Annotated in this window: 22 protein-coding genes; 12 read left to right on the top strand and 10 right to left on the bottom strand. The window is 53.4% G+C overall.

What is annotated here, in order from left to right; genetic code table 11:
* Window positions 1-390: 390 nt before the first annotated feature.
* The 7 genes from xthA to WHR59_RS10555 all read left to right on the top strand — a co-directional run bounded on the left by xthA (window position 391) and on the right by WHR59_RS10555 (window position 7,521).
* Window positions 391-1,197 (top strand): exodeoxyribonuclease III, encoded by an 807-nt coding sequence (xthA, locus tag WHR59_RS10585; protein ID WP_043016615.1) that lies wholly within the window; start codon window positions 391-393, stop codon window positions 1,195-1,197.
* Window positions 1,198-1,420: 223 nt separating this feature from the next.
* Window positions 1,421-2,086 (top strand): TVP38/TMEM64 family protein, encoded by a 666-nt coding sequence (locus WHR59_RS10580; protein ID WP_338844073.1) that lies wholly within the window; start codon window positions 1,421-1,423, stop codon window positions 2,084-2,086.
* Window positions 2,074-2,784, top strand: coding sequence for a TVP38/TMEM64 family protein (locus tag WHR59_RS10575; RefSeq protein WP_075146054.1), 711 nt, complete (start codon window positions 2,074-2,076; stop codon window positions 2,782-2,784). Before WHR59_RS10580 ends, WHR59_RS10575 begins: the two co-directional genes overlap by 13 nt.
* 32 nt (window positions 2,785-2,816) lie before the next feature.
* A complete protein-coding gene (locus WHR59_RS10570) occupies window positions 2,817-3,986 on the top strand; it encodes an ABC transporter substrate-binding protein (RefSeq protein ID WP_338843974.1) in 1,170 nt (389 codons plus the stop codon).
* On the top strand, window positions 3,959-5,494 hold the full coding sequence (locus WHR59_RS10565; protein ID WP_338843973.1) for a thiamine ABC transporter permease: 1,536 nt from the start codon (window positions 3,959-3,961) through the stop codon (window positions 5,492-5,494). Before WHR59_RS10570 ends, WHR59_RS10565 begins: the two co-directional genes overlap by 28 nt.
* On the top strand, window positions 5,494-6,126 hold the full coding sequence (locus WHR59_RS10560; RefSeq protein WP_043016621.1) for an ATP-binding cassette domain-containing protein: 633 nt from the start codon (window positions 5,494-5,496) through the stop codon (window positions 6,124-6,126). Before WHR59_RS10565 ends, WHR59_RS10560 begins: the two co-directional genes overlap by 1 nt.
* Window positions 6,127-6,213: 87 nt before the next feature.
* Window positions 6,214-7,521: a sulfurtransferase gene (locus WHR59_RS10555; RefSeq protein WP_181231345.1), complete on the top strand. Its 1,308-nt coding sequence runs from the start codon at window positions 6,214-6,216 to the stop codon at window positions 7,519-7,521.
* Between the two features lie 44 nt (window positions 7,522-7,565).
* Here the strand turns inward: WHR59_RS10555 and WHR59_RS10550 are convergent, their stop codons facing one another.
* Window positions 7,566-8,189, bottom strand: coding sequence for a CDP-alcohol phosphatidyltransferase family protein (locus WHR59_RS10550; RefSeq protein ID WP_181231344.1), 624 nt, complete (start codon window positions 8,187-8,189; stop codon window positions 7,566-7,568).
* Window positions 8,182-8,751, bottom strand: coding sequence for a carboxymuconolactone decarboxylase family protein (locus tag WHR59_RS10545; RefSeq protein WP_043016624.1), 570 nt, complete (start codon window positions 8,749-8,751; stop codon window positions 8,182-8,184). The genes WHR59_RS10550 and WHR59_RS10545 overlap by 8 nt, the downstream gene beginning before the upstream one ends.
* A gap of 79 nt (window positions 8,752-8,830) precedes the next feature.
* On the opposite strand from WHR59_RS10545, the gene WHR59_RS10540 reads away from it, so the two are divergent.
* Window positions 8,831-9,244 carry a pyrimidine (deoxy)nucleoside triphosphate diphosphatase gene (locus WHR59_RS10540; protein ID WP_047411768.1) on the top strand — a complete coding sequence of 138 codons (414 nt, stop codon included), beginning with the start codon at window positions 8,831-8,833 and terminating at the stop codon, window positions 9,242-9,244.
* On the opposite strand, the gene WHR59_RS10535 is transcribed toward WHR59_RS10540, so the two are convergent.
* The gene (locus WHR59_RS10535) at window positions 9,204-9,479 is read right to left on the bottom strand and encodes a YnjH family protein (protein ID WP_043016626.1); all 276 of its coding nucleotides are present in this window, start codon (window positions 9,477-9,479) and stop codon (window positions 9,204-9,206) included. The two genes, WHR59_RS10540 and WHR59_RS10535, sit on opposite strands and share 41 nt — an antisense overlap.
* Window positions 9,480-9,716: 237 nt before the next feature.
* Here WHR59_RS10535 and gdhA point away from each other — a divergent pair, with 237 nt between their 5' ends.
* The gene (gdhA, locus tag WHR59_RS10530) at window positions 9,717-11,060 is read left to right on the top strand and encodes an NADP-specific glutamate dehydrogenase (protein ID WP_003832501.1); all 1,344 of its coding nucleotides are present in this window, start codon (window positions 9,717-9,719) and stop codon (window positions 11,058-11,060) included.
* 49 nt (window positions 11,061-11,109) lie between these two features.
* Here gdhA and topB read toward each other — a convergent pair whose 3' ends face one another.
* The 3 genes from topB to WHR59_RS10515 form a co-directional block, all read right to left on the bottom strand.
* Complete coding sequence (gene topB / locus WHR59_RS10525) at window positions 11,110-13,056, bottom strand: DNA topoisomerase III (RefSeq protein WP_043016627.1); 1,947 nt, start codon at window positions 13,054-13,056, stop codon at window positions 11,110-11,112.
* A 4-nt stretch (window positions 13,057-13,060) separates the two neighbouring features.
* Window positions 13,061-14,104 (bottom strand): selenide, water dikinase SelD, encoded by a 1,044-nt coding sequence (gene selD, locus WHR59_RS10520; RefSeq protein ID WP_043016628.1) that lies wholly within the window; start codon window positions 14,102-14,104, stop codon window positions 13,061-13,063.
* 116 nt (window positions 14,105-14,220) lie between these two features.
* The gene (locus WHR59_RS10515; protein WP_338843972.1) at window positions 14,221-14,772 is read right to left on the bottom strand and encodes an NAD(P)H nitroreductase; all 552 of its coding nucleotides are present in this window, start codon (window positions 14,770-14,772) and stop codon (window positions 14,221-14,223) included.
* A 175-nt stretch (window positions 14,773-14,947) separates the two neighbouring features.
* Here WHR59_RS10515 and sppA point away from each other — a divergent pair, with 175 nt between their 5' ends.
* Genes sppA through pncA form a run of 3 tightly spaced genes read left to right on the top strand, consistent with a single transcriptional unit; the run spans window position 14,948 to window position 18,528 of the window.
* Window positions 14,948-16,804, top strand: coding sequence for a signal peptide peptidase SppA (gene sppA, locus WHR59_RS10510; RefSeq protein WP_043016630.1), 1,857 nt, complete (start codon window positions 14,948-14,950; stop codon window positions 16,802-16,804).
* A gap of 55 nt (window positions 16,805-16,859) precedes the next feature.
* Window positions 16,860-17,876 (top strand): asparaginase, encoded by a 1,017-nt coding sequence (ansA, locus tag WHR59_RS10505; protein ID WP_338843971.1) that lies wholly within the window; start codon window positions 16,860-16,862, stop codon window positions 17,874-17,876.
* A 13-nt stretch (window positions 17,877-17,889) separates the two neighbouring features.
* Window positions 17,890-18,528: a bifunctional nicotinamidase/pyrazinamidase gene (pncA, locus tag WHR59_RS10500; RefSeq protein ID WP_043016632.1), complete on the top strand. Its 639-nt coding sequence runs from the start codon at window positions 17,890-17,892 to the stop codon at window positions 18,526-18,528.
* A gap of 37 nt (window positions 18,529-18,565) precedes the next feature.
* Here pncA and WHR59_RS10495 read toward each other — a convergent pair whose 3' ends face one another.
* The 4 genes from WHR59_RS10495 to WHR59_RS10480 form a co-directional block, all read right to left on the bottom strand.
* Window positions 18,566-19,924: an MFS transporter gene (locus WHR59_RS10495; RefSeq protein WP_075146044.1), complete on the bottom strand. Its 1,359-nt coding sequence runs from the start codon at window positions 19,922-19,924 to the stop codon at window positions 18,566-18,568.
* 140 nt (window positions 19,925-20,064) lie between these two features.
* Window positions 20,065-20,823 carry a DeoR/GlpR family DNA-binding transcription regulator gene (locus WHR59_RS10490; RefSeq protein WP_043016634.1) on the bottom strand — a complete coding sequence of 253 codons (759 nt, stop codon included), beginning with the start codon at window positions 20,821-20,823 and terminating at the stop codon, window positions 20,065-20,067.
* 136 nt (window positions 20,824-20,959) lie between these two features.
* A complete protein-coding gene (gene ydjG, locus WHR59_RS10485) occupies window positions 20,960-21,943 on the bottom strand; it encodes an NADH-dependent methylglyoxal reductase (protein ID WP_338843969.1) in 984 nt (327 codons plus the stop codon).
* A gap of 9 nt (window positions 21,944-21,952) precedes the next feature.
* A complete protein-coding gene (locus WHR59_RS10480) occupies window positions 21,953-22,900 on the bottom strand; it encodes a sugar kinase (protein ID WP_100194474.1) in 948 nt (315 codons plus the stop codon).

The raw sequence follows: 22,900 nt of genomic DNA, 5'->3' as shown, positions 1-22,900 counted from the left end.
GCGGTGTAAATGTAGATTGCAGGGTTCGTGCCAGCCAGCGAAAAAAGTGCATAAACAGAGGTTGGTAACGGAATATCAACAGGTTACAACGTGGCGATATTCACTATATGTGCATATAAAGTGAATATGTTTGCGCATCCGGCGACTAAACAGAGGAAAAAACGCAGTTTTATTCAGTCGCCAAATATAATTCTGAAATTGTGATCGTATACGAAATTTATCGGGAATTATTGCCCTATTCCGACGCGCTTCGCGCCAAAACGGTGCAGTTTTTGCTCCATCGTTAACGCCATTAGCAATCATTGTTGGAATCAGGTGACAAGAAGCAGTCAGCCTGCGGAAATTCTGCTACCATCCTTGCACTATTCATCTTGCAAAGTGGCAGCGACTATGAAATTTGTCTCTTTTAATATCAACGGCCTGCGCGCCCGTCCCCATCAACTGGCAGCCATTGTCGAAAAACACCAACCGGATGTTATTGGCTTACAGGAGACAAAGGTCCACGACGATATGTTCCCTCTCGAAGAGGTAGCAAAGCTCGGTTACAACGTCTTTTATCATGGACAGAAAGGTCATTACGGCGTGGCGCTGTTAACGAAAGAAACGCCAATCGCGGTGCGTCGTGGCTTCCCGGGCGATGGCGAGGAAGCGCAGCGTCGTATCATCATGGCGGAAATTCCATCCCCGCTGGGCAGCATCACGGTGATCAACGGCTATTTCCCGCAGGGCGAAAGCCGTGACCATGAAACTAAATTCCCGGCCAAAGCCGCGTTTTATCAGAACCTACAAAACTATCTGGAGACAGAACTGAAACGCGACAATCCGGTGTTGATCATGGGCGATATGAATATCAGCCCTACCGACCTCGATATCGGCATCGGCGAAGAGAACCGTAAACGCTGGCTGCGGACCGGTAAATGTTCCTTCCTGCCGGAAGAGCGCGAGTGGATGGAGCGCCTGCTGGGCTGGGGTCTGGTAGATACCTATCGCCACGCTTATCCTGAAAAGAACGACCAGTTCTCGTGGTTTGATTACCGCTCAAAAGGCTTTGACGATAACCGTGGCCTGCGTATCGATCTTCTGCTGGCGAGCAACCCACTGGCGGAGCGCTGCGAAGAAACCGGCATCGACTATGAAATTCGCAGCATGGAAAAACCGTCCGATCATGCGCCTGTATGGGCTAAATTCCGCGTCTGACCTTCTGCGTCTTTTCACTCTCCGGGCCCGGCCTGGAGAGTCTGTTTATTCTGTGCAAAATCAATAAAGCGACGGTAATACATTGTTACGGCCGGGAATTTATTATATCTTCCCGCGCACTTTTCGCTGACGAAAATGCTGCATTGCACTCGGTTTTACAGGAGAACCCCCATGAAAAAGAAGTTCGCATAAAGCAGAATACCGGCTGCTGATTGTCGCGGTCCTGTTCTGCGTTCTGGCGGGAGTTTTCCATCATTATGGTCTGACCGACCTGATAACCAATTTCCATCATTTACGAGACGTCATCCGCCAAAGCGGTATGTTCGGCTATACGCTTTATATCCTGTTGTTTATTGTTGCTGCGCTGTGTCTGATCCCAGGCAGTATCCTGGTGATCGTCGGCGGGGTGCTATTTGGTCCCGTGACAGGAACGCTCATCTCGTTAGTGGCGGCAACCGTTGCCTCGGCGCTGTCGTTTTTGCTGGCTCGCTGGCTTGGTCGGGATCTACTGCAAAAATACGTTGGGCACACAGCGACGTTTCAGGCTATCGAAAAAGGCATTGCGCATAGCGGAGTAGACTTTCTGATCCTGACCCGGCTCGTGCCGCTGTTCCCCTATAACATTCAAAACTACGCTTATGGGCTGACGGCGATTCCGTTCTGGTCATTTACCGTGATATCTGCGGTAACCACCTTGCCCGGCATCTTCATTTATACGCTGATGTCGCACGAACTGGCCAGCGAAGGGATTAGCTGGGCATTTATCGGTACGCTCAGCATTGCGGGGCTGGTGTTATTCGCCCTCGTTCAGGCCGCCAAAGCCTGGGCCAGGTATAAGCATATCGATCCATCGTCCCGTCATGAGTGCACGGGTAAATGTTCAAAATGAATACACCGCGGCTGACACGCTATTACCGGGTAAGCTTGCTTGCTCTGCTGCTGCTCGCGCTAATCGCATGGGCGTGGATACCAGGCGTGAGCGACTTTCTCCACGCCAGCCTGGCGGCGTTTGCTACGCTCGATCAGCATGCTGTTGAGAACTTCATTCGTTCTTACGGAACCCAGGCCGCGGTGGTGTCGTTCTTCCTGATGATCCTGCAGGCCATCGTCGCGCCCCTTCCTGCCTTTGTTATTACGTTTGCCAATGCCTCGCTATTTGGCGCATTTTGGGGCGGCGTACTGTCCTGGAGCAGCGCGATGGTGGGTGCGGCGCTGTGCTTTTTTATTGCCCGCGTTTTAGGTCGCGGCGCGGTGGAGAAACTGACCGGAAAAACGGTGCTGAACAGCATGGACGCTTTTTTCGAGCGCTATGGCAAGCACACAATTCTGATCTGTCGCCTGTTACCTTTTGTGCCCTTCGACCCGGTAAGTTATGCAGCAGGCCTGACCTCGATTCGCTTTCGCCATTTTTTCATCGCCACCGGCATCGGACAATTACCTGCCACTATCGTCTATTCGTGGGCGGGTAGCCTGTTAACCGGCGGCACATTTTGGTTTGTTACCGGCCTGTTCATTCTGTTCGCCCTGAGCGTAGTGATATCCGTGGCGAGAAGCCTTTATCTTGAGCATCAACGGAAAAAAACCTGAGACTTCCCCCCATTTTTAGCAATGGAGATATTATGCGTTACTGCTTATTGTGCCTGAGTTTGTTGCTCTGCCCGCTGGCGACGTTTGCCCAGGACGCCACCTGGCAGCAAATCAAAAAAGATGCCCGCGGTCAGACGGTGTGGTTCAACGCCTGGGGTGGCGACAATGCAGTTAATCAGTATCTCGACTGGGTTAGCGGTGAGATGAAAACGCACTACGCCATTAACCTAAAAATCGTGCGCCTGGCGGATGCTGCCGACGCCGTAAAACGCATTCAGACGGAAGCGACATCCGGGCGAAAAACCGGTGGCTCTGTCGATTTACTGTGGGTTAACGGCGAAAACTTCCGTACGCTGAAAGAAGCCGGACTGCTGCAAACTCAGTGGGCGCAAACGCTGCCTAACTGGCGCTATGTTGATACCCAAAAACCGGTGACGGAAGATTTCTCCGTTCCAACGGAGGGGGCTGAATCACCGTGGGGCGGCGCCCAGCTAACCTTTATTGCCAGGCGCGATCTCACCGCGCAGCCGCCGCAATCCCCGCAGGCACTTCTGGAGTTCGCGCAGGCGCACCCCGGTACCGTGACCTATCCGCGCCCGCCAGATTTTACCGGAACAGCGTTTCTTGAGCAGTTGTTAATATCGCTCACCACCAAACCGCAAGCGTTGAAAATCGCTCCCGATGCAACCACCTTCGCCGACGTTACTGCCCCGTTATGGCACTATCTTGATGCGTTGCACCATGTACTCTGGCGCGAAGGCAAAGACTTTCCGCCCACGCCTGCGCGAATGGATGCGCTGCTTAATAGTGGCGTTCTGCGTTTCTCAATAACCTTTAACCCTGCCCACGCACAGCAAAAAGTGGCCAGCGGCGAATTGCCCAAAAGCAGCTATAGTTTTGGTTTCTCACAGGGCATGCTCGGCAACGTGCATTTTGTCACCATTCCGGCGAATGCGCGCGCCAGCGCCGGAGCGAAAGTCGTGGCAAACTACCTGCTTTCGCCCGAAGCGCAACTGCGCAAAGCCGACCCGACTGTCTGGGGGGATCCTTCGGTGCTTGATCCACAAAAATTACCTGTCGAACAGCGTAATGCGCTGCTGGCACGGATCCCGCAAGGACTCCCTGCCGTACTGCCAGAACCGCATGCAGCCTGGGTAAACGCTCTGGAACAAGAATGGCTACGCCGCTACGGTACGCATTAATACTGCTACTCTGGGCCATTATGGCGGCAGTATATCTGCCGCTGGCGCCAGCGGCATTGTCGCTGATAGCACCGGCGCTTAACACCGCACACTGGCTGGCGTTAGTCACCGATCCTCAATTCCCGCAGGCGTTACTGGCAACGCTGGTTTCCGTAATCCTCGCGGCTGGCGGCGCGCTGCTCATCGCTCTGCTGGCAATCCTCGCCTTGTGGCCCGGCGCTGGCTGGGTACGTCTGTATACGCGTCTTCCCTGGCTGCTGGCAATTCCGCACGTTGCCTTTGCCACCAGCGTGCTGTTAGTTTTTGCCGAAGGCGGCCTGCTCTGGCAATGGCTTGCGTTTTTCAGCCCCCAGCCGGATCGGTACGGCATTGGTCTTGGCGTGACGCTGGCCGTGAAAGAAAGCGCCTTTTTGTTATGGATCCTCTCGGCCCTGCTAAGTGAAAAACAACTTTCGCAGCAGGTTATCGTGCTGGATTCGCTGGGTTACAGCCGACTGCAATGCCTGAAGTGGCTGGTTCTGCCCGCTATCGCCCCGGCGTTGGGCAAAGCTATGCTGGCGATTGTCGCCTGGTCACTCTCCGTTGTGGATGTGGCAATCGTTCTTGGCCCCGGCAATCCGCCAACGCTTGCCGTATTGAGCTGGCAATGGCTCAGTCAGGGCGATGTCGAACAGCAGGCTAAAGGTGCGCTCGCCAGCCTGCTGCTGGTGTTGTTGCTCCTTATTATCGCGCTGGTGGGTTATCTGTTCTGGCACGCCTGGCGACGAACTATTCCGGCAGTCAACGGTGAACGCCTGCGTTTTCCATCCGCTACGACCGCACGCCCGCTGGTACAGCTTTTACCCCTGAGCGGTATGGTATGTGCGCTGGTGCTGGCACTTCTCGCCAACTATTCCTCGCTAAACAGCGAGGCGCTCAGCAACAGCCTGCAACTGGGACTCCTTTCCAGCGTGCTGGCGCTGCTGATACTGTTTGCCTGGCTGGAATGGGGTCCACAAACCGGACACCGCTGGGTCTGGCTACCGCTCATTTTGCCTGCGCTGCCGCTGGTGACCGGACAGTACCTGTTGGCATTATATGGCGGACAGGATGGGCTGATGACGACCATTATCTGGGGCCACCTGCTGTGGGTGATGCCATGGATGCTGTTTGTTCTCAAACCGGCGTGGCAACGCATTGATCCGCGATTGATTTTGATTGCACAAACGCTGGGCTGGACGCGGGAGCGGATATTCTGGCAGGTGAAATGCCCACTGCTAGTGCGCCCGGCGCTGATTGCCTTCGCGGTTGGATTCTCTGTCAGTATTGCCCAGTATATGCCGACGCTGTGGTTAGGTGCCGGACGCTATCCGACGCTGACCACCGAAGCGGTGGCATTAAGCAGCGGTGGTAGCACCGCGATTCTGGCTACCCAGGCATTATGGCAGCTTCTGTTACCACTGTTAGTTTTCGCACTCACGGCGTTTCTCGCTGCGTGGATTGGCCGCTTTCGACAAGGACTCCGCTAATGCTTACCGTACGAGACGTTTCGTTGTACCAGGGCGCGACAGCGCTGGTAAAGGACGTTAATTTTCAGGTAAATAAAAGTGACATTGTCACTATTATGGGGCCTTCCGGCAGCGGAAAGTCTTCGCTATTTTCGTGGATGATCGGAGCGCTGTCTCCTCAGTTTCAGGCGTCAGGCGAACTGTGGCTCAACGAACGACGCATTGACACCCTGCCTACCGCGCAGCGCCAGATTGGCATCCTGTTCCAGGATGCGCTGCTGTTTGACCATTTCAGCGTTGGGCAGAATTTACTGCTGGCCTTACCCGCCAGTCTGCAAGGTCCCGCCAGGCGTCATGAGGTAGAAAGCGCCCTCGCGCGCGCGGACCTGGCAGGATTTTATTCACGCGATCCGGCTTCGCTCTCCGGTGGGCAGCGTTCGCGGGTCGCCCTGCTTCGCGCGCTGCTGGCGCAGCCTCAGGCGCTGTTACTCGATGAACCCTTTAGCAGGCTGGATGCGTCACTGCGCGATACATTTCGCCAGTGGGTCTTCACTGAAGTCCGTAAGCTGGGTATACCGGTGGTCCAGGTTACCCATGACGCGCAGGACGTTCCGCCCGCAGGCCGTGTATTACAGATGGAAAGCTGGGCGTGAATGTAGCGATATGCTGCGTTAACGCAAGGTTTTTACTTCACTGGCGGCACAGAATGTCGTCCTCTTTTTTCAACGTCGGGCTATTCGATGAAACGTGTTTCTCAAATGACCGCGCTGGCACTGGCTTTAGGGCTCGCTTGCGCTTCTTCCTGGGCTGCTGAAACAGCACAAACGCTCACCCTCAACCAGTTACAGCAAAAGCAGGGCGCGGCGATCGATACCCGTCAGAGCGCTTTTTACAACGGCTGGCCGCAGTCGCTCAATGGTCCTTCAGGACACGAACCTTCCGCGCTGAACCTGTCTGCCGCCTGGCTCGACACGATGAATGATGCACAACTCAGCGCCTGGGTTAAGTCACATCAGTTGAAAACCGACGCGCCGGTCGCGCTGTATGGCAGCGATAGCGACATGCAGGCCGTCAAATCTCGCCTGCAGAAAGTCGGCTTTAGCCATATCTCAACCCTCAGCGATGCGCTTACGGACCCTGCCCGTCTGCAACGTCTGCCGCACTTCGAACAACTGGTTTACCCGCAGTGGCTGCTCGACCTGCAGCAGGGTAAAGACGTGACTGCCAAACCGACCGGTGACTGGAAAGTGATTGAAGCCGCCTGGGGCGCGCCGAAGTTGTATCTGCTGAGCCATATCCCCGGTGCGGGCTATATTGATACCAACGAAGTCGAAAGCGAACCACTGTGGAATAAAGTTTCCGACGAGCAGCTCAAAGCGATGCTGGCGAAACACGGTATCCGCCACGACACCACGGTGATTTTATATGGACGCGATGTTTATGCCGCCGCGCGCGTGGCGCAAATTATGCTGTACGCAGGCGTGAAAGATGTTCGTCTACTCGACGGCGGCTGGCAAACCTGGTCCGACTCAGGTTTACCGGTCGAACGTGGTACTCCGCCGACGGTGAAGCCAGAACCTGATTTCGGCGTAAAAATTCCTGCCCAGCCGCAGTTGATGCTGAATATGGAACAGGCTCGCGGCCTGCTGCATCGACAGGATGCGTCGTTGGTGAGCATTCGTTCATGGCCGGAGTTTATCGGTACTACCAGCGGCTATAGCTACATCAAGCCAAAAGGTGAGATCGCAGGCGCACGCTGGGGCCACGCAGGCAGCGATTCCACGCATATGGAAGATTTCCATAATCCGGATGGCACCATGCGCAGCGCGGATGACATCGCCGCCATGTGGAAACAGTGGAATATCACGCCAGACCAGCAGGTTTCTTTCTACTGCGGCACCGGCTGGCGTGCTTCAGAAACGTTTATGTATGCCCGCGCGATGGGCTGGAAAAACGTCTCTGTTTACGACGGCGGCTGGTACGAGTGGAGCAGCAATCCGAAAAACCCGGTTGCCCGCGGTGAACGGGGTCCGGACGCCAGCAAGTAAAATGGTCACGATTGCCGGATAAGCGCATCCGGCAACGCAATACATTACGCCTGACGCTGAACCGCTTTCAGCGTCAGATATCCACTCCAGATTCGGGTGAACGTCGTCATCCAGCACAGCGCGCCAAAGACCCACGCCATCACAGCGAAATAGTCCGGGAACAGACATCCCAACACAAACAGCATAATCGTCTCGGTTCCTTCGGTTAGTCCGCCCAGATAATAAAACGATTTATGCGCGTAGCCAGGGTTATCTATCTGATGCTTAGCCGCCAGCGCGGCGAAGGCCAGAAAGCTGCTGCCGGTGCCAATAAACGCGAACAATAGCCAGCCGCCTGCCAGGGCATTTTGCGCCGGTGCGGCAAGAATAAAACCAAACGGCACTAAAGCGTAAAACAGAAAATCAAGCGAGATATCGAGAAATCCTCCCGCATCGGTAAGCCCTCTACGCCGAGCCAGCGCCCCATCCAGCCCATCAAATAGCCGATTGAGCACAATGGCCACCAGCGCCGCCAGATACCAGCCTAGCGCCAGAAATGGCAACGCCAGCACACCAATGGCAAAACCGACAAGCGTAAGTCCGTCCGGAGTAATCGCGGGTTTATCAATGACCCCCACGCAGCGATGCAAAAGCGGTTTTAATCGCGGGTGAAGATGACGGTCAAGCATGCGGGCGTCCTTTATAACTGTCGCACAGTCCCTGGGAGGGGATATCGAGTGCGGCATTAAAACGCGCCGAGAGATTTTGAAACGCAATCAGCGCGGTCATTTCAGTAATCGCGGTATCGGTAAAATACTGCTTCATCTGCGCTTTCAGCGCATCGTCAACCTGTGGAGGCGTTGCGGTCACCGCATCCGCATAGGCCAGCGCTACGCGCTCTTCTGCACTGAACAGCGTCGATTCTTGCCAGTTGGCAACCTGCAAGACTTTATCCAGCGCGCCGCAGCGTTCAGCCAGCCGTAAACTGTTGGCATCAACGCAGAAAGCGCAGTGGCACACCTGAGATACGCGGGTCATTAGCAATGCGCGCATCACCGGCGTTAAGCGCGCCTTTTTACGCTCCAGAAATCCAACAAACAGCGCTACCAGCCAGAACAGAAATGGCATCCGCCCCCACCAGCGCGTGGGATGCAGCACATCGCCATAATGCTTTTTCTGCGTCGCAACGAGCGGTTTTAAACTGAAAGGGATACGCGTTAACGGTTTTACCCACGACTGAGGATCGTTCAACGGTTGCTCCTGAATACTTTAGATAAAACGAAGATAACGATAGTATGTCACTTTCTGCCGTTAGATCTTGATGAATATAATGAAAACTCTCGACGTGGTCGCCGCTATCATAGAACGTGATGGCAAAATTTTACTGGCTCAACGTCCGCAGCATGCGGATCAGTCAGGTATGTGGGAGTTTGCCGGCGGTAAGGTTGAGTCTGGCGAAAGTCAGCCCGAGGCGCTGGTCCGTGAACTGCGTGAAGAGTTGGGCATCGAGGCGGTCGTTGGGCGCTACATTGCCAGCCATCAACGCGAGGTTTCAGGCCGACTGATTCACTTACATGCCTGGCATGTGCCGTCATATCAGGGAGAACTGAAGGCGTATGAGCATCAGGATATCGTCTGGTGTTCACCCGAAGAGGCGCTGCGTTATCCGCTGGCGCCTGCCGATATCCCGTTGTTAAAAGCGTTTATCCTTTTACGCGCCGCCAGACCAGCGGATTCGTGCTGATCGTTTTATCATCACGCTGGCACTGCAACAGAACGCCATCCGCCTTAATCACCGCCCCTTCTGAGTAGTTTTGATCCTGATAAATACAGCACTGACTACAGGGTTGCGCCCGCTGACCGCTGGAACTGAATACTTCCGGCGGCACATTCACCTGCACGTCCGGGCGATAAAGCTGATTTGCCAGCGTCGCGCTGGACATTATTGCCAACGCTCCAGCCACGATTAAACGGCGCATATTCTTTCCTTTTTGACTGACAGTTATGCTCAGTATAACGGTATAAATCGGCAGAAACTTTAGCCCCTTCCGTCATCGTTTTTGGTTATGACCCGCGGCGCAATATTAATTTACTTAGCGGGGTTAATTTTTTCTTGCGTCCCGTCACACTGCTGATGTTATAGTCAAAAACTGCAAAACACTTAACACAAAAATCAAAAATATAACCATATCAATACATAAGAGGTTCTTATATCTATGGATCAGACATGTTCTCTGGAGTCATTCCTTAACCATGTGCAAAAGCGCGACCCGAATCAGACCGAGTTCGCGCAAGCCGTTCGTGAGGTAATGACGACACTGTGGCCCTTCCTCGAACAAAACCCACGTTATCGTCAGATGTCATTGCTGGAACGTCTGGTTGAACCGGAGCGCGTGATCCAGTTCCGCGTAGTCTGGCTGGACGATCGCAATCAGGTACAGGTTAACCGCGCGTGGCGTGTGCAGTTCAGCTCCGCCATTGGCCCGTACAAAGGCGGTATGCGTTTTCACCCTTCCGTGAATCTGTCGATCCTGAAATTCCTTGGCTTCGAGCAGACGTTTAAGAACGCCCTCACCACGTTACCAATGGGCGGTGGTAAAGGCGGGAGCGATTTCGATCCGAAAGGGAAAAGCGAAGGCGAAATCATGCGCTTCTGCCAGGCGCTGATGACCGAACTGTTCCGCCATTTAGGCCCCGATACCGACGTTCCGGCGGGCGATATCGGGGTGGGCGGTCGTGAAGTCGGCTTTATGGCCGGGATGATGAAAAAACTGTCCAACAACAGCGCCTGCGTCTTTACCGGTAAAGGTCTCTCTTTTGGCGGCAGCCTGATTCGCCCGGAAGCCACCGGCTACGGCCTGGTGTACTTTACCGAAGCAATGCTGAAACGCCATGGTCTGGGCTTTGAAGGCATGCGCGTAGCGGTCTCTGGTTCCGGTAACGTGGCGCAATTCGCCATTGAAAAAGCTATGGAGTTTGGCGCCCGCGTCGTTACCGCCTCCGATTCCAGCGGTACCGTGGTTGACGAAAGCGGCTTTACCAAAGAAAAACTGGCGCGTCTGTGCGCGATCAAAGACAGCCGTGACGGTCGCGTGGCGGATTACGCTCGTGAGTTTGGCCTGACCTATCTGGAAGGCAAACAGCCGTGGTCGGTTCCGGTTGATATCGCCCTGCCGTGCGCCACTCAGAACGAACTGGATGTCGATGCGGCGCGCGTGCTGATCGCCAACGGTGTGAAAGCTGTCGCCGAAGGGGCCAACATGCCGACCACCATCGAAGCCACCGACCTGTTCCTCGAAGCGGGCGTCCTGTTCGCACCGGGTAAAGCAGCCAACGCCGGTGGCGTAGCGACATCTGGTCTGGAAATGGCGCAAAACGCCGCTCGTCTGGGCTGGAAGGCGGAGAAAGTGGATGCGCGTCTGCATCACATCATGCTGGATATTCACCATGCCTGCGTCGAGTATGGCGGCGAAAGCAAGCAAACCAACTACGTACGTGGCGCCAACATCGCGGGATTCGTGAAAGTTGCCGACGCGATGTTGGGCCAGGGTGTGATTTAATTCATCCCGTACGCCGGATGCGGCACACGTGCCTTATCCGGCCTGCAAACTACACGCCCGCCTCTTCAGATGGCGGGCTTTTTTTCGCCGTACGTTTACGCGGCGCGCTCTTTTTCTTGTCGCCACCACTACCGCCCGGAGCGGCAATGCCACGGAAGCGTCGTACCGGCGTGCTGCGCGCCTGATCGATAAGCTGATACAGCGTTCCCACCAACGGCTGCATGAAGTCCTGATAACGACACTGCTTTTCACTGATTTGGGTCAGGATAGATTCCCAGTGCGCGGTCATGTCCGGACGCGTCGCCATTTCGGGCAGCGAGTGAAACAGCGCTTTTCCCGCGTCGGTAGAATGGATATAACGCCCTTTTTTTACCAGGAATCCGCGTTTAAACAGCAGCTCGATAATCCCGGCGCGCGTCGCTTCCGTTCCTAATCCATCCGTGGCACGCAGGATCTTTTTCAGATCTTTATCCTGCACAAAGCGCGCAATCCCGGTCATCGCTGACAGCAGCGTGGCATCAGTAAAGTGCCGCGGGGGCTGGGTCTGACGTTCAACCACTTCGCCTTTTTCGCACAGCAGCTCATCGTCTTTTGCCACCACCGGCAGCGGCGTCCCGTCGTTATCTTCATCGCGCTCTTTGTTGCCAAGCAGCGTGCGCCATCCGGCCTCCGCCAGAAAACGCGCTTTGGCGACAAACTTTCCTTTGGCGATATCCAACTCAATAACGCACTTCCTGAAGACCGCGTCCGCACAGAACTGCATCAGATACTGACGGGCAATCAGGTTGTAAATTTTCGCTTCGTTATCGTTCAGGTTGATGGACGAACTGCGTGCGGTAGGAATGATGGCGTGGTGCGCATCCACTTTTTTATCGTCCCAGCAGCGGTTTCGCGTATCAGGATTGACCGCTGGTTGCGGGAGCAAATCGGGGGCATGAACGCTAATCGCGTTCAACACCGCGTGACGTCCGGCAAAGTGTTCTTCCGGCAGATAACGGCTATCCGAACGCGGATAGGTAATCAGCTTATGGGTTTCATACAGCTTCTGGCAGATATCCAGAACGTTTTGCGCACTTAAGCCAAAGCGTTTCGCCGCTTCAATCTGCAACGCCGACAGCGAAAACGGCAGCGGCGCAGATTCTGATTCCCGTTTATCGTTATAACTGGTGACTATCGCCGGCTGGCCGTTAATGCGGTTTACCACGTGTTCAGCCAGGGTACGATTCAGCAAGCGCCCTTCTTCATCCTGATACGGCTCACACGCTTCGCTCGGTTGCCAGATAGCGGTAAATCGCTCATCGGCAGGCGTCACGATATGCGCTTTTACCTCGAAGAAATCTTTGGCGACGAAGTTTTCAATCTCTTCATCGCGACGCACAACCAGGCCGAGCACCGGCGTTTGTACGCGCCCGACCGAAAGTACGCCCTGATAGCCCGCGTTACGCCCAAGAATGGTGTAAGCGCGCGTCATATTGATACCGTACAGCCAGTCCGCCCGCGCCCGCGCCAGTGCCGACACGCACAGCGGAATGAACTCACTGTTGGCGCGCAGGCGCTCAATAGCCCGCTCGACGGCCTGCGGGTTGAGGTCGTTAATCAGGCAGCGTTGCACCTGCTGGCGCTTTTCAGGGGCCAGTTGCAGGTAATCAAGTACCTCATCCACCAGCAGTTGTCCTTCACGGTCGGGGTCACCTGCGTGAATGACTTCGCTGGCCTCATGTAAAAAGCGCTTAATGACATTGAGCTGTTTGGTCACCGAGGGACGCGGCTGCAGTTGCCACTTTTCCGGGACAATCGGCAGATCGACCAGACTCCAGCGAGCATAGCGACTGTCGTAGGCATCTGGCTGCGCCTGCTCAAGCAGGTGACCAATGCACCAGGTCACCACTTGTCCGTTTCCGCATTCAATAAAACCGTCACCTTTGCGATGCGGCTTCGGCAGCACATCGGCGATAGCGCGCGCCAGACTCGGTTTTTCGGCAATAAACAACCGCATCGAGTTAACGGATCTCAACCATGGCGCGACCGCCACGAGCTTCCACTAACTCACCAATCGCGGTGAGGTCGATGCCAAACTGCGCTGCCGCCGCTTTCACTTCGGCTTCAGCTTCCGGCGTTACCGCCAGCAGCAGACCACCAGAAGTTTGCGGATCGCAGAGCAGATCGCGTACCGACTGCGGCATTTCACCCATCAGGTGTCCGTAGCTGGCAAAGTTACGCTGGGTTCCGCCCGGCACCGCGCCCTGCGCGATGTATTCTTCAACGCCAGGAAGCTTAGGAATATCCTGGTAGACGATCTGCGCCTGAACGCCAGCGCCCTGACACATCTCGCTCAGATGTCCCAGCAGACCAAAACCGGTAACGTCGGTCATGGCTTTCACGCCGTCGATATCGGCGAATGCCGCCCCTGCAATGTTCATCCGGCACATCACTTCCGTCGCCAGTCCTTTGTGTTCGTCTTTCAGCAGCGATTTTTTCTCTGCGGTAGTCAGGACGCCAATACCCAGCGGCTTGGTCAGGAACAACTTACATCCGGCCTCGGCGGTGCTGTTTTTCTTCACGCGTTCGGTCGGCACAATGCCGGTTACCGCAAGGCCAAAGATAGGTTCTGGGGCATCGATAGAGTGGCCGCCCGCCAGCGCAATACCCGCCTGACGGCAGGCAAAGCGTCCGCCTTCGGTAACTTCGCGAGCGATTTCCGGCGCCAGCTTATCCAGCGGCCAGCCCAGAATAGCAATTGCCATAATCGGTTTGCCGCCCATTGCGAAAATATCGCTGATGGCGTTAGTCGCAGCGATGCGGCCAAAATCAAACGGATTATCGACAATCGGCATAAAGAAATCGGTGGTGCTGATAACGCTGGTGCCGTTCCCCAGATCGTATACGGCCGCGTCGTCTCGGGTTTCATTACCCACCAGTAAGTTCGGATCAACAAACTTCGCCTGCTCGCTGTGCAGAATGGTTTCCAGCACTTTTGGGGAAATTTTACAACCGCAACCGGCTCCGTGGCTGTATTGCGTTAAACGAATAGCTTGCTCGCTCATGGACATCTCCTGTCATTGCAATCCGGATATGGTAGCGCTCATTCCATGATGTGGTAAGAGTGACTGTCTGAATTCGGGTGTCTTTGCTCATAATCCAGACAGTTTTGCCGTTGATATCAGAAATAACGGACGAATGCGCTCGGATCGGCAAGGTTAACCGTCGTGGACGCTTTGAGCTGTGGTGTGCCCAGATAGAGAAAACCAACGATTTTATCCTGCGGGCGACAGTCAAACGCGTCACGAACGACCGCACTTTCGGTTAATGCGCCGCTGCGCCATATACCACCAAAGCCCTGCGCAATTGCAGCCATCTGCATGGCCATTACCGCACAACCGGCAGACATTTCCTGTTCCCATAACGGAACCTTGTCGTTTTCTTCACATTTCGCCACCACGGTAATAATCAGCGGCGCGCGAAACGGTGCGCTGCGCGCTTTTTCCTGGGCTTTCTCATCGCTGCCTGCGGCAATCGCGCCTTTTTCCAGCACATCACTAAAGCGTTCACGTCCCTCGCCCTCAATAACAATGAACTGCCACGGTTGCAGCGTTTTGTGGTCCGGCGCGCGCATTCCCGCCCGTAGAATATTTTGCAGTTGCTCACCAGCCGGGGCCGGATCGACGAGACGAGAGGCGCTACGACGGGTCATAAGTAATTCGAGTGCATCCATTTGCTTAACTCCAACAATGAGATTTGTTCACAAAATTAACACGTGAGCGGATTTTGTTACAGCACAGGCGGTGATTCCTGCTGACAAGTGCCTGTAGGGTCATTACGATAGCCTCATCTTATCGCCTTTCTCCGGGATTTCGGGATGGCGTGTTGTTAATCGGTAGGGAGAATACATGCGAACCCTGTGGCGATTTATTGCCGGATTTTTTAAATGGACATGGCGATTACTCAATTTCGTCCGTGAATTTGTGCTTAACCTGTTCTTCATCTTTTTGGTGCTGGTTGGCGTGGGCATCTGGATGCAGGTCAGCAGCAGCAATACCAGCGAACACGCTGAGCGAGGCGCGCTGCTGCTGGATATTTCGGGGGTGATTGTTGATAAACCCTCAAGCACCAGTCGTTTAAGCGTGATTGGCCGTCAGCTGTTTGGTGCCAGTTCCGATCGTCTGCAGGAAAACTCCCTGTTCGATATCGTGAATACCATTCGTCAGGCAAAAGATGATCGCAACATCACCGGCATAGTGATGGATCTGAAAAATTTTGCCGGGGCTGACCAGCCCTCCATGCAGTATATCGGCAAAGCGCTGCGGGAATTCCGTGACAGCGGGAAACCGGTCTTTGCCGTGGGCGATAACTTCAGCCAGGGACAGTATTACCTCGCCAGTTTTGCCAACAAAATTTACCTCTCTCCTCAGGGTTCCGTTGATCTGCACGGCTTTGCCACCAACGGTCTGTACTACAAGTCTCTGCTCGACAAACTGAAAGTCTCCACGCACGTGTTCCGTGTCGGAACCTATAAGTCTGCCGTAGAGCCGTTTATCCGCGATGATATGTCTCCTGCCGCGCGTGAAGCGGACAGCCGCTGGATCGGCGAGCTGTGGCAGAACTATCTCGACACGGTCGCCGCCAACCGCCAGATCCCAGCTCAGCAGGTGTTCCCTGGCGCGCAGGCGATGCTGGACGGATTAACGAAAGTCGATGGTGATACCGCGAAATACGCGCTCGACAACAAACTGGTGGATGCACTCGCTTCCAGCGCTGAAGTCGAAAAAATGCTGACCAAACAGTTTGGCTGGAGCAAAGCGGATAAAAACTATCGCGCCGTCAGCTATTACGATTATTCGCTGAAAACGCCAGCGGATACGGGAGACAGCATTGGCGTTATCTTCGCGAATGGCGCGATTATGGACGGTGAAGAAACCCCGGGAAATGTGGGTGGCGACACCACTGCCGCACAGATCCGCGAAGCGCGTCTCGACCCGAAAGTTAAAGCGATTGTGCTGCGTGTGAACAGCCCTGGCGGCAGCGTCAGCGCCTCCGAAGTCATTCGTGCTGAACTGGCTGCGGCAAAAGCGGCGGGTAAACCGGTTGTCGTGTCCATGGGCGGCATGGCGGCTTCTGGCGGATACTGGATCTCCACGCCAGCCAGCTACATTGTGGCAAATCCCAGCACCTTGACCGGGTCAATCGGGATCTTTGGTGTGATCAACACCGTCGAAAACAGTCTGGATTCTATTGGCGTACATACCGACGGCGTGGCGACATCCCCGCTGGCGGATATCTCCATCACCAAAGCGTTACCGTCTGAAGTCCAGCAAATGATGCAACTGAGCATTGAGAACGGCTATAAGCGCTTTATCACGCTGGTTGCGGATGCGCGTAAGACAACGCCTGAGCAGATTGACAAAATCGCGCAGGGCCACGTCTGGACCGGTCAGGATGCGAAAGCCAACGGACTGGTAGACAGCCTCGGTGATTTTGACGACGCCGTCGCGAAAGCGGCTGAGCTTGCCAAACTGAAACAGTGGCATATTGAGTATTATCAGGACGAACCAACATTCGTCGATATGGTGATGGACAGCATGTCAGGCTCCGTTCGCGCCATGCTGCCCGAAGCCATTCAGGCCATGCTCCCGCCACCGCTTGCTTCTGCGGCGAGCGCGGTAAAAGCGGAAAGCGATAAGCTGGCCGCGTTTAACGATCCGCAAAACCGATATGCGTTTTGCCTGACCTGCGCCAACGTTCGCTAACTATTGACCCCTCTTCAGGATGAAGAGGGGTTTTCTTTGAGACAGAAGATAAGTCATGCAAAAGAAATCGATTTACGTTGCCTATACCGGCGGTACCATTGGTATGCAGCGCTCCGAACAGGGTTATATTCCTGTTTCCGGTCATCTCCAGCGTCAGCTGGCGTTGATGCCTGAATTCCACCGCCCAGAGATGCCAGACTTCACCATCCACGAATATGTCCCGCTGATGGATTCCTCCGACATGACGCCTGAAGACTGGCAGCATATTGCGGAAGACATTAAAGTGCACTACGACGATTACGACGGTTTTGTCATCCTGCACGGTACTGACACCATGGCGTTTACGGCTTCAGCGCTCTCTTTCATGCTGGAGAATTTGGGTAAACCGGTAATTGTGACAGGGTCACAAATCCCGCTGGCAGAGCTACGTTCAGACGGGCAAATCAATCTGCTGAATGCGCTGTACGTGGCGGCAAATTACCCGATCAATGAAGTGACCCTGTTTTTCAACAACCGACTGTTTCGCGGCAACCGTACCACTAAAGCGCACGCCGATGGTTTTGACGCCTTTGCCTCCCCTAACCTTGCACCGCTGCTGGAAGCCGGGATCCATATCCGTCGACTGGGTACACCACCAGCCCCACACGGCACAGGCGAACTGATTGTTCATCCTATTACTCCACAACCAATTGGCGTGGTCACCATTTATCCCGGCATCTCTGCTGATGTGGTGCGCAACTTCCTGCGCCAACCGGTAAAAGCGTTAATATTGCGCTCCTACGGCGTGGGCAATGCCCCACAAAACAAAGAATTTCTGAAAGAGCTTGAAGATGCGAGTTCGCGTGGCATTGTGGTGGTGAATCTGACCCAGTGTATGTCCGGCAAGGTAAATATGGGTGGCTATGCGACGGGGAATGCCCTGGCGCATGCTGGCGTGATTGGCGGCGCGGATATGACCGTCGAGGCTACGCTCACCAAATTGCACTATCTACTGAGCCAAGGACTGGACACGCAGACCATTCGTGAAGCAATGACGCAAAATCTGCGCGGCGAGCTTACCCCGGACGAATAAGGAGTCTATGCCCATGGCCCGAGCCTTACTGTTGGTCGATTTACAAAATGACTTTTGTGCCGGCGGCGCTCTCGCCGTTCCGCAAGGCGACAGCACAATCGATATTGCCAACCGTCTGATTGACTGGTGCACAGTACGCGGCGACACTGTCGTTGCCAGTCTGGACTGGCACCCGGCGAATCACGGTAGCTTTGCCAGTCAGCATCAGGTCGAACCTTACAGTCAGGGGCAACTCGATGGCCTGGCACAGACGTTCTGGCCCGATCATTGCGTGCAAAACAGCGAAGGGGCAGCTTTGCATCCGCTGTTGAACCAACGTGCGATTTCTCAAACCTTCACCAAGGGAGAGAATCTACTGGTCGACAGTTACAGTGCATTTTTTGATAACGGCCGTCGTCAGGCAACCGCGCTGAACGCTTGGCTGCTCGAACACCGCATTGCCGAGCTTATTATCATGGGGCTGGCTACCGACTATTGCGTTAAGTTCACCGTACTGGATGCGCTCGATCTTGGTTACACCGTCAGCGTGATTACCGACGGCTGCCGTGGCGTCAACATTCACCCCCAGGACAGTGCAGAGGCTTTTATGGAAATGGCGGCAGCGGGCGCAACGCTGTATACGCTTGATGACTGGCTGGAAACCCAGCCGTAAGCGATGCCGACAGGGTCACTCCTGTCGGCGCATTTTCTCAGGCCAGCGCTGAAATCTCTTCCAGCGATACTTTGCGTGTTTCGATGCCAAAACAAAAAAGAATTAGCGCGCATAGCACCAACATTACGCCTAGCACGATAAAGACCGTAATCGACCCGTAACGGGTCAACAAAATAGCAACGCCATAGGGCGTAAACACCGCGACAATCCTTCCGACTGCATTCACAAAACCCGACCCCCGCAATCTAAGATGCGTGGGCCACAGTTCAGGGACATACACCGCAGAAGCAAAGCAAACATACATATACAGAAAAAAGATCATCACCAGCCCATAGCTCAGAATGGCCCACTCTTCGGTTTGAATCGAATAGAAATACCCGAGCAGCGCGATAATAATCAACAAGGATGAACCAAATAACCGCCGTGGAAAACGATCGATAATTAGCGCAGCAATAAATATTCCAACCGGCGCGCCAATCATAATTATCGCGGTCATAAAGATGGATTTCGTTACATCGATTCCTGAATTAACAAATATCGTCGGGATCCATACCGTAATGGTATAGAGCGAAATATTCATCGCGATAAGCACAGTGATCGCCACCAACGTACAGCGCAACATCGGCCCCTTGAACAGGAGCCAAAATGACCCACTTTCCGTGCTTAAGTCCGCCGTCAGGCAACCATTCTGGCAGGAGGATAAAGTGATGTTTTTTTCTTTCTCAATTTGCGATTCCACCTGCAAAAGATGTTTTTCAGCTTCACTTCTTTGACCTTTACCAGCCAGCCAACGCGGGGATTCAATATAGTATTTTCCCGACAGATACCAGGCCAACAGCATTGCCATACCACCAAGCAAAAACATCACCCGCCAGCTTATAAAGGCAATAATCACGACGCCAATTGCCGCCGATAGCATTGGCGCCCAGTTGCCGACAAACGACAGGCGGGCAGACCATTTTCCGCGCACCTCAGGCGGAATAAATTCCGTAAATGAGGCATAGCCCACCATAATTAGCGCCCCCATTCCAACCCCCATCAGACAGCGGAAAAAGATAAGCCAATACATGTTGGGCACAAACGTTGCCGCACAGGCTGAGGCCCCGACGATTAGCAAATTGATACGGAACGCTTTGCGTCGTCCGAAGTAATCACCAATAAAGCCACCGCCGAGTGAACCGATAAAGTAGCCGAACATCAACGCTGAGGTAAACGCGGCATTCAGATAATTATTTGACCAGCCGGTACTGACTAATTTTGCCAATACCACATTCCCGGAGTAGCTGAGAAAACCGGTTATTAATAAACTAAAACTAATAATGCCGAAAATGCGAAAATGAAATCGAGATAAAGGTAAGCGATCTAATCTTGCGCCGATAGGGTCACATTTTTCCATCTGGATGCCTCAAACTCAGCTAAATAGAAAGTATGGCGATCGCGGCAGAAACAATTTTGCCGCGCCATCCATCATCATTAGATTCTTATGGCATTTTCCAGGTGCAAACTAAAATAATATCGACGCAACTCACGCTACAATTAATAAACGAGTTGAATATTATTCTCTTGGCAAAATGCAATCCACTCTGCACCCGGTGCCTTATTGGTTATAAGATAATTAATATGGCTAAAGTCAACGAGCTGGACGAAAGCTTTGCGATCAAATTTTGAGTGATCAACCAACAGCGCCACTTCAGTCGCCTGACGGATCATGGTTTTTTTGATTTCCGCTTCCGCTTCGTTAGAATCAAGCGCCCCGCTCTGCATATCCAGTCCTTTGCAGCTCATCACCATAATATCAACATGATAGCGGCTGATAATCTCCTTGGTGATCCTTCCCTGCAGCGACAGTGTATTCTTGTTCAATTCACCGCCGGTAGAAACCACGTTAATTTCTGACTGCGCCAATTCATGAAAAGCTTCAGCCGAGTTGGTAAGCAGTGTCAGATCGTTTCTTTCCTTCAACAGCTTTAATAATTCCATCGCAGTACTGCTGGAGTCGGCAGCCATCGTGGTCTTATTTTTAATAAACGGCAATGCATTACGGGCAATGATCTGCTTCTCTTCAAAGAAAGATTTTGCTCGCTTATAAAAATGAATATTGTCGGACAACGCTGTGGTATTGAGCACTGCACCGCCATATGTTCGAGTCAAAAAACCTTCATCTTCCAGTTTTTCAAGATCGCGGCGAATCGTTTCCTCAGTTACCTGAAAGATTGAACTTAAATTCGATACCGCCACTTTCTTATCGTTAGCCACCATTTGCTTAATGGCCTGAATCCTGTCTTTTGCCGCCACGATGACACCTCTGTTTCCTGCAAAGTAATAATAAGACCCTAGTATCTCACAGGCTATGTTTATTTTCAAAAGAACATGTCTGAATCACAGATTTTAATACTATTTTACACAGAAACAGAGGTCAGTCCCATCAGGCTTATTTGCTATCCAACGCTTCTGACATTTGTCTCATCAATAATGAATCATCATCTGACAGAGGAATAGTTAACGCCTCAACATTCTCACGAACCTGCTCAGGCGCAGTTGCGCCGCTCAGTAAGGTGATTAAATCACTTTGCTTTAATATCCACGCCAGAGCCAGCGCGGGGATTGTACAATGGTATTTCTCGCACAGCGGCCGCCATTGCTCAAGCATGTCAATCACCCTCAGCATATTGTCCCGTTGGAACCAGACTTTGTTGGCCCGCGCACCGCCAGGGACATAATCCCGATCAATAGTCCCGGTCAGGAGTCCCTGCTCGAGCGGTGAATAAACCTGCACAACAATGCCATTCTGCTGGCATAACGGCAGCAGTTCAGTTTCCAGTGCGCGATCAAGAATGCTGTACTTGGCCTGGATGATATCCAGCTCACCATGTTTGAGATACTCTTTGATATGCCCGGCATCCACGTTTGCGGCACCTATAGATCGAATTTTGCCTTCTTTCTTCAGGGCGTTCAGCGTATCAACAGTTTCCGCTATCGGCGTAAAACAGGGTTCGACCGACTGCCAATGGGTCATATAGATATCAATGCTGTCGATACCCAATCTTTGCAGGCTGGCATCAACCTCTTCGCGAATAGATTCAGGCGTGAGGTTTTTATACAGCTGGCGATCGCCCACTTTGTTAAACAGGCTACCTGTTCGCTCCCAGACGATGCCGCATTTGGTTTCAACCACTACCTCACTGCGCGGCAGCTTTTTCAGCGCCTGCCCGACAATCACTTCACTGTTGCCAAAGTTGTAGCCTGGCGCGGTATCTATCAAATTGATACCGCAGCGATGCGCCTCAACAATGGTATCGATACAAATCTGCAGATCGAGATCGCCATTCCATGCTGGGCCGCCGCCAATGGCCCATGTGCCTAATCCCATGCGGGAAAGCATAATATCCGTACTGCCTAAAGGAATCATTTTCATCTGCCGCTATTACCCTTCGTATTCGTCAAGAAGTTGTTCAACCAACTTTCTGTTCTTCACGCCCGTCGTGGCGCCCACGCTCAGTACCGATATCGCTGCCGTTGCGTTAGCAAACAGCGCGCACTCGCGCAGCGGCTTGCCTTCAAGCAGTGCAGAGATAAATCCCGAGGCAAAATTGTCTCCCGCACCGATGGTGTCGATAGCGGTAATTCCCGAAACTGCCGGGACCTCCATTTTCAGATCGGCACGTTTGATAAAGCAGCCTCTTTTGCCGGTCTTAATCACAACTGTTTTCACGCCACAGTCCAGGAAACTGTCGGCAATATCATCCAGCGTCTCTTTCCCGGTGAGCAGTTTTGCCTCCTCGAAATTGGGAAACAGATAATCGACGTAGCTTAACGCCTGGCGAATATCTTCCAGTGTTTCATTAAGCCGCGGCTTGATCATATCGGCACAAATAATTAACTGATGCGCTTTCGCCTGAGTGAAAATTGCCGTCAGCGCATCGCCATCCAATAATGGGCTATTAAAAATACTTGCCAGCGACAGCAGTTTTGCCTGAGAGAAACGGTCAAAATCTACATCGTTTATATTCAACTGCCACAGGCTGCCGTTGCGGTTAGTCACAAAAGTACGCTCACCATCAGCAGTGACTAAGCCCACATTGATAGAGGTATCAACACCGGCATCCTGTTTCAGACTCTGAATATCGATACTCTCCCGACGGCAATGTTCGATAATAAAATGACCTGCCGCATCATCCCCCACCCGACTAATTAACGCTGTACGATGGCCAAGGCGAGAAATAATGGTCGCCTCATTAATAGCGTCGCCGCCCGTGGTCATGGCTATTCTTTCTAAAGGATAAGAGTCTACATCAAAGATATTTTTGCTCACTGGCTGCAAAGGAATATCAACAATTGCCGCCCCTATACAAATAACCTCGATATTATCCAT

The organism is Citrobacter europaeus, from assembly GCF_037482245.1.
GTDB classification, from domain to species: Bacteria; Pseudomonadota; Gammaproteobacteria; order Enterobacterales; family Enterobacteriaceae; genus Citrobacter; species Citrobacter europaeus.
This window is presented reverse-complemented; position numbering and strand designations above follow the sequence as displayed.

What these genes read in the sequence shown, in the direction of transcription:
- ydjG (WP_338843969.1), bottom strand. Translation starts at nt 21,943, where the DNA reads ATGAAAATGATTCCTTTAGGCAGTACGGATATTATGCTTTCCCGCATG.
- gdhA (WP_003832501.1), top strand. Translation starts at nt 9,717, where the DNA reads ATGGATCAGACATGTTCTCTGGAGTCATTCCTTAACCATGTGCAAAAG.
- WHR59_RS10550 (WP_181231344.1), bottom strand. Translation starts at nt 8,189, where the DNA reads ATGCTTGACCGTCATCTTCACCCGCGATTAAAACCGCTTTTGCATCGC.
- topB (WP_043016627.1), bottom strand. Translation starts at nt 13,056, where the DNA reads ATGCGGTTGTTTATTGCCGAAAAACCGAGTCTGGCGCGCGCTATCGCC.
- pncA (WP_043016632.1), top strand. Translation starts at nt 17,890, where the DNA reads ATGGCCCGAGCCTTACTGTTGGTCGATTTACAAAATGACTTTTGTGCC.
- WHR59_RS10570 (WP_338843974.1), top strand. Translation starts at nt 2,817, where the DNA reads ATGCGTTACTGCTTATTGTGCCTGAGTTTGTTGCTCTGCCCGCTGGCG.
- WHR59_RS10535 (WP_043016626.1), bottom strand. Translation starts at nt 9,479, where the DNA reads ATGCGCCGTTTAATCGTGGCTGGAGCGTTGGCAATAATGTCCAGCGCG.
- WHR59_RS10560 (WP_043016621.1), top strand. Translation starts at nt 5,494, where the DNA reads ATGCTTACCGTACGAGACGTTTCGTTGTACCAGGGCGCGACAGCGCTG.
- xthA (WP_043016615.1), top strand. Translation starts at nt 391, where the DNA reads ATGAAATTTGTCTCTTTTAATATCAACGGCCTGCGCGCCCGTCCCCAT.
- selD (WP_043016628.1), bottom strand. Translation starts at nt 14,104, where the DNA reads ATGAGCGAGCAAGCTATTCGTTTAACGCAATACAGCCACGGAGCCGGT.
- ansA (WP_338843971.1), top strand. Translation starts at nt 16,860, where the DNA reads ATGCAAAAGAAATCGATTTACGTTGCCTATACCGGCGGTACCATTGGT.
- WHR59_RS10495 (WP_075146044.1), bottom strand. Translation starts at nt 19,924, where the DNA reads ATGGAAAAATGTGACCCTATCGGCGCAAGATTAGATCGCTTACCTTTA.
- WHR59_RS10480 (WP_100194474.1), bottom strand. Translation starts at nt 22,900, where the DNA reads ATGGATAATATCGAGGTTATTTGTATAGGGGCGGCAATTGTTGATATT.
- WHR59_RS10555 (WP_181231345.1), top strand. Translation starts at nt 6,214, where the DNA reads ATGAAACGTGTTTCTCAAATGACCGCGCTGGCACTGGCTTTAGGGCTC.
- WHR59_RS10540 (WP_047411768.1), top strand. Translation starts at nt 8,831, where the DNA reads ATGAAAACTCTCGACGTGGTCGCCGCTATCATAGAACGTGATGGCAAA.
- WHR59_RS10575 (WP_075146054.1), top strand. Translation starts at nt 2,074, where the DNA reads ATGTTCAAAATGAATACACCGCGGCTGACACGCTATTACCGGGTAAGC.
- sppA (WP_043016630.1), top strand. Translation starts at nt 14,948, where the DNA reads ATGCGAACCCTGTGGCGATTTATTGCCGGATTTTTTAAATGGACATGG.
- WHR59_RS10565 (WP_338843973.1), top strand. Translation starts at nt 3,959, where the DNA reads ATGGCTACGCCGCTACGGTACGCATTAATACTGCTACTCTGGGCCATT.
- WHR59_RS10515 (WP_338843972.1), bottom strand. Translation starts at nt 14,772, where the DNA reads ATGGATGCACTCGAATTACTTATGACCCGTCGTAGCGCCTCTCGTCTC.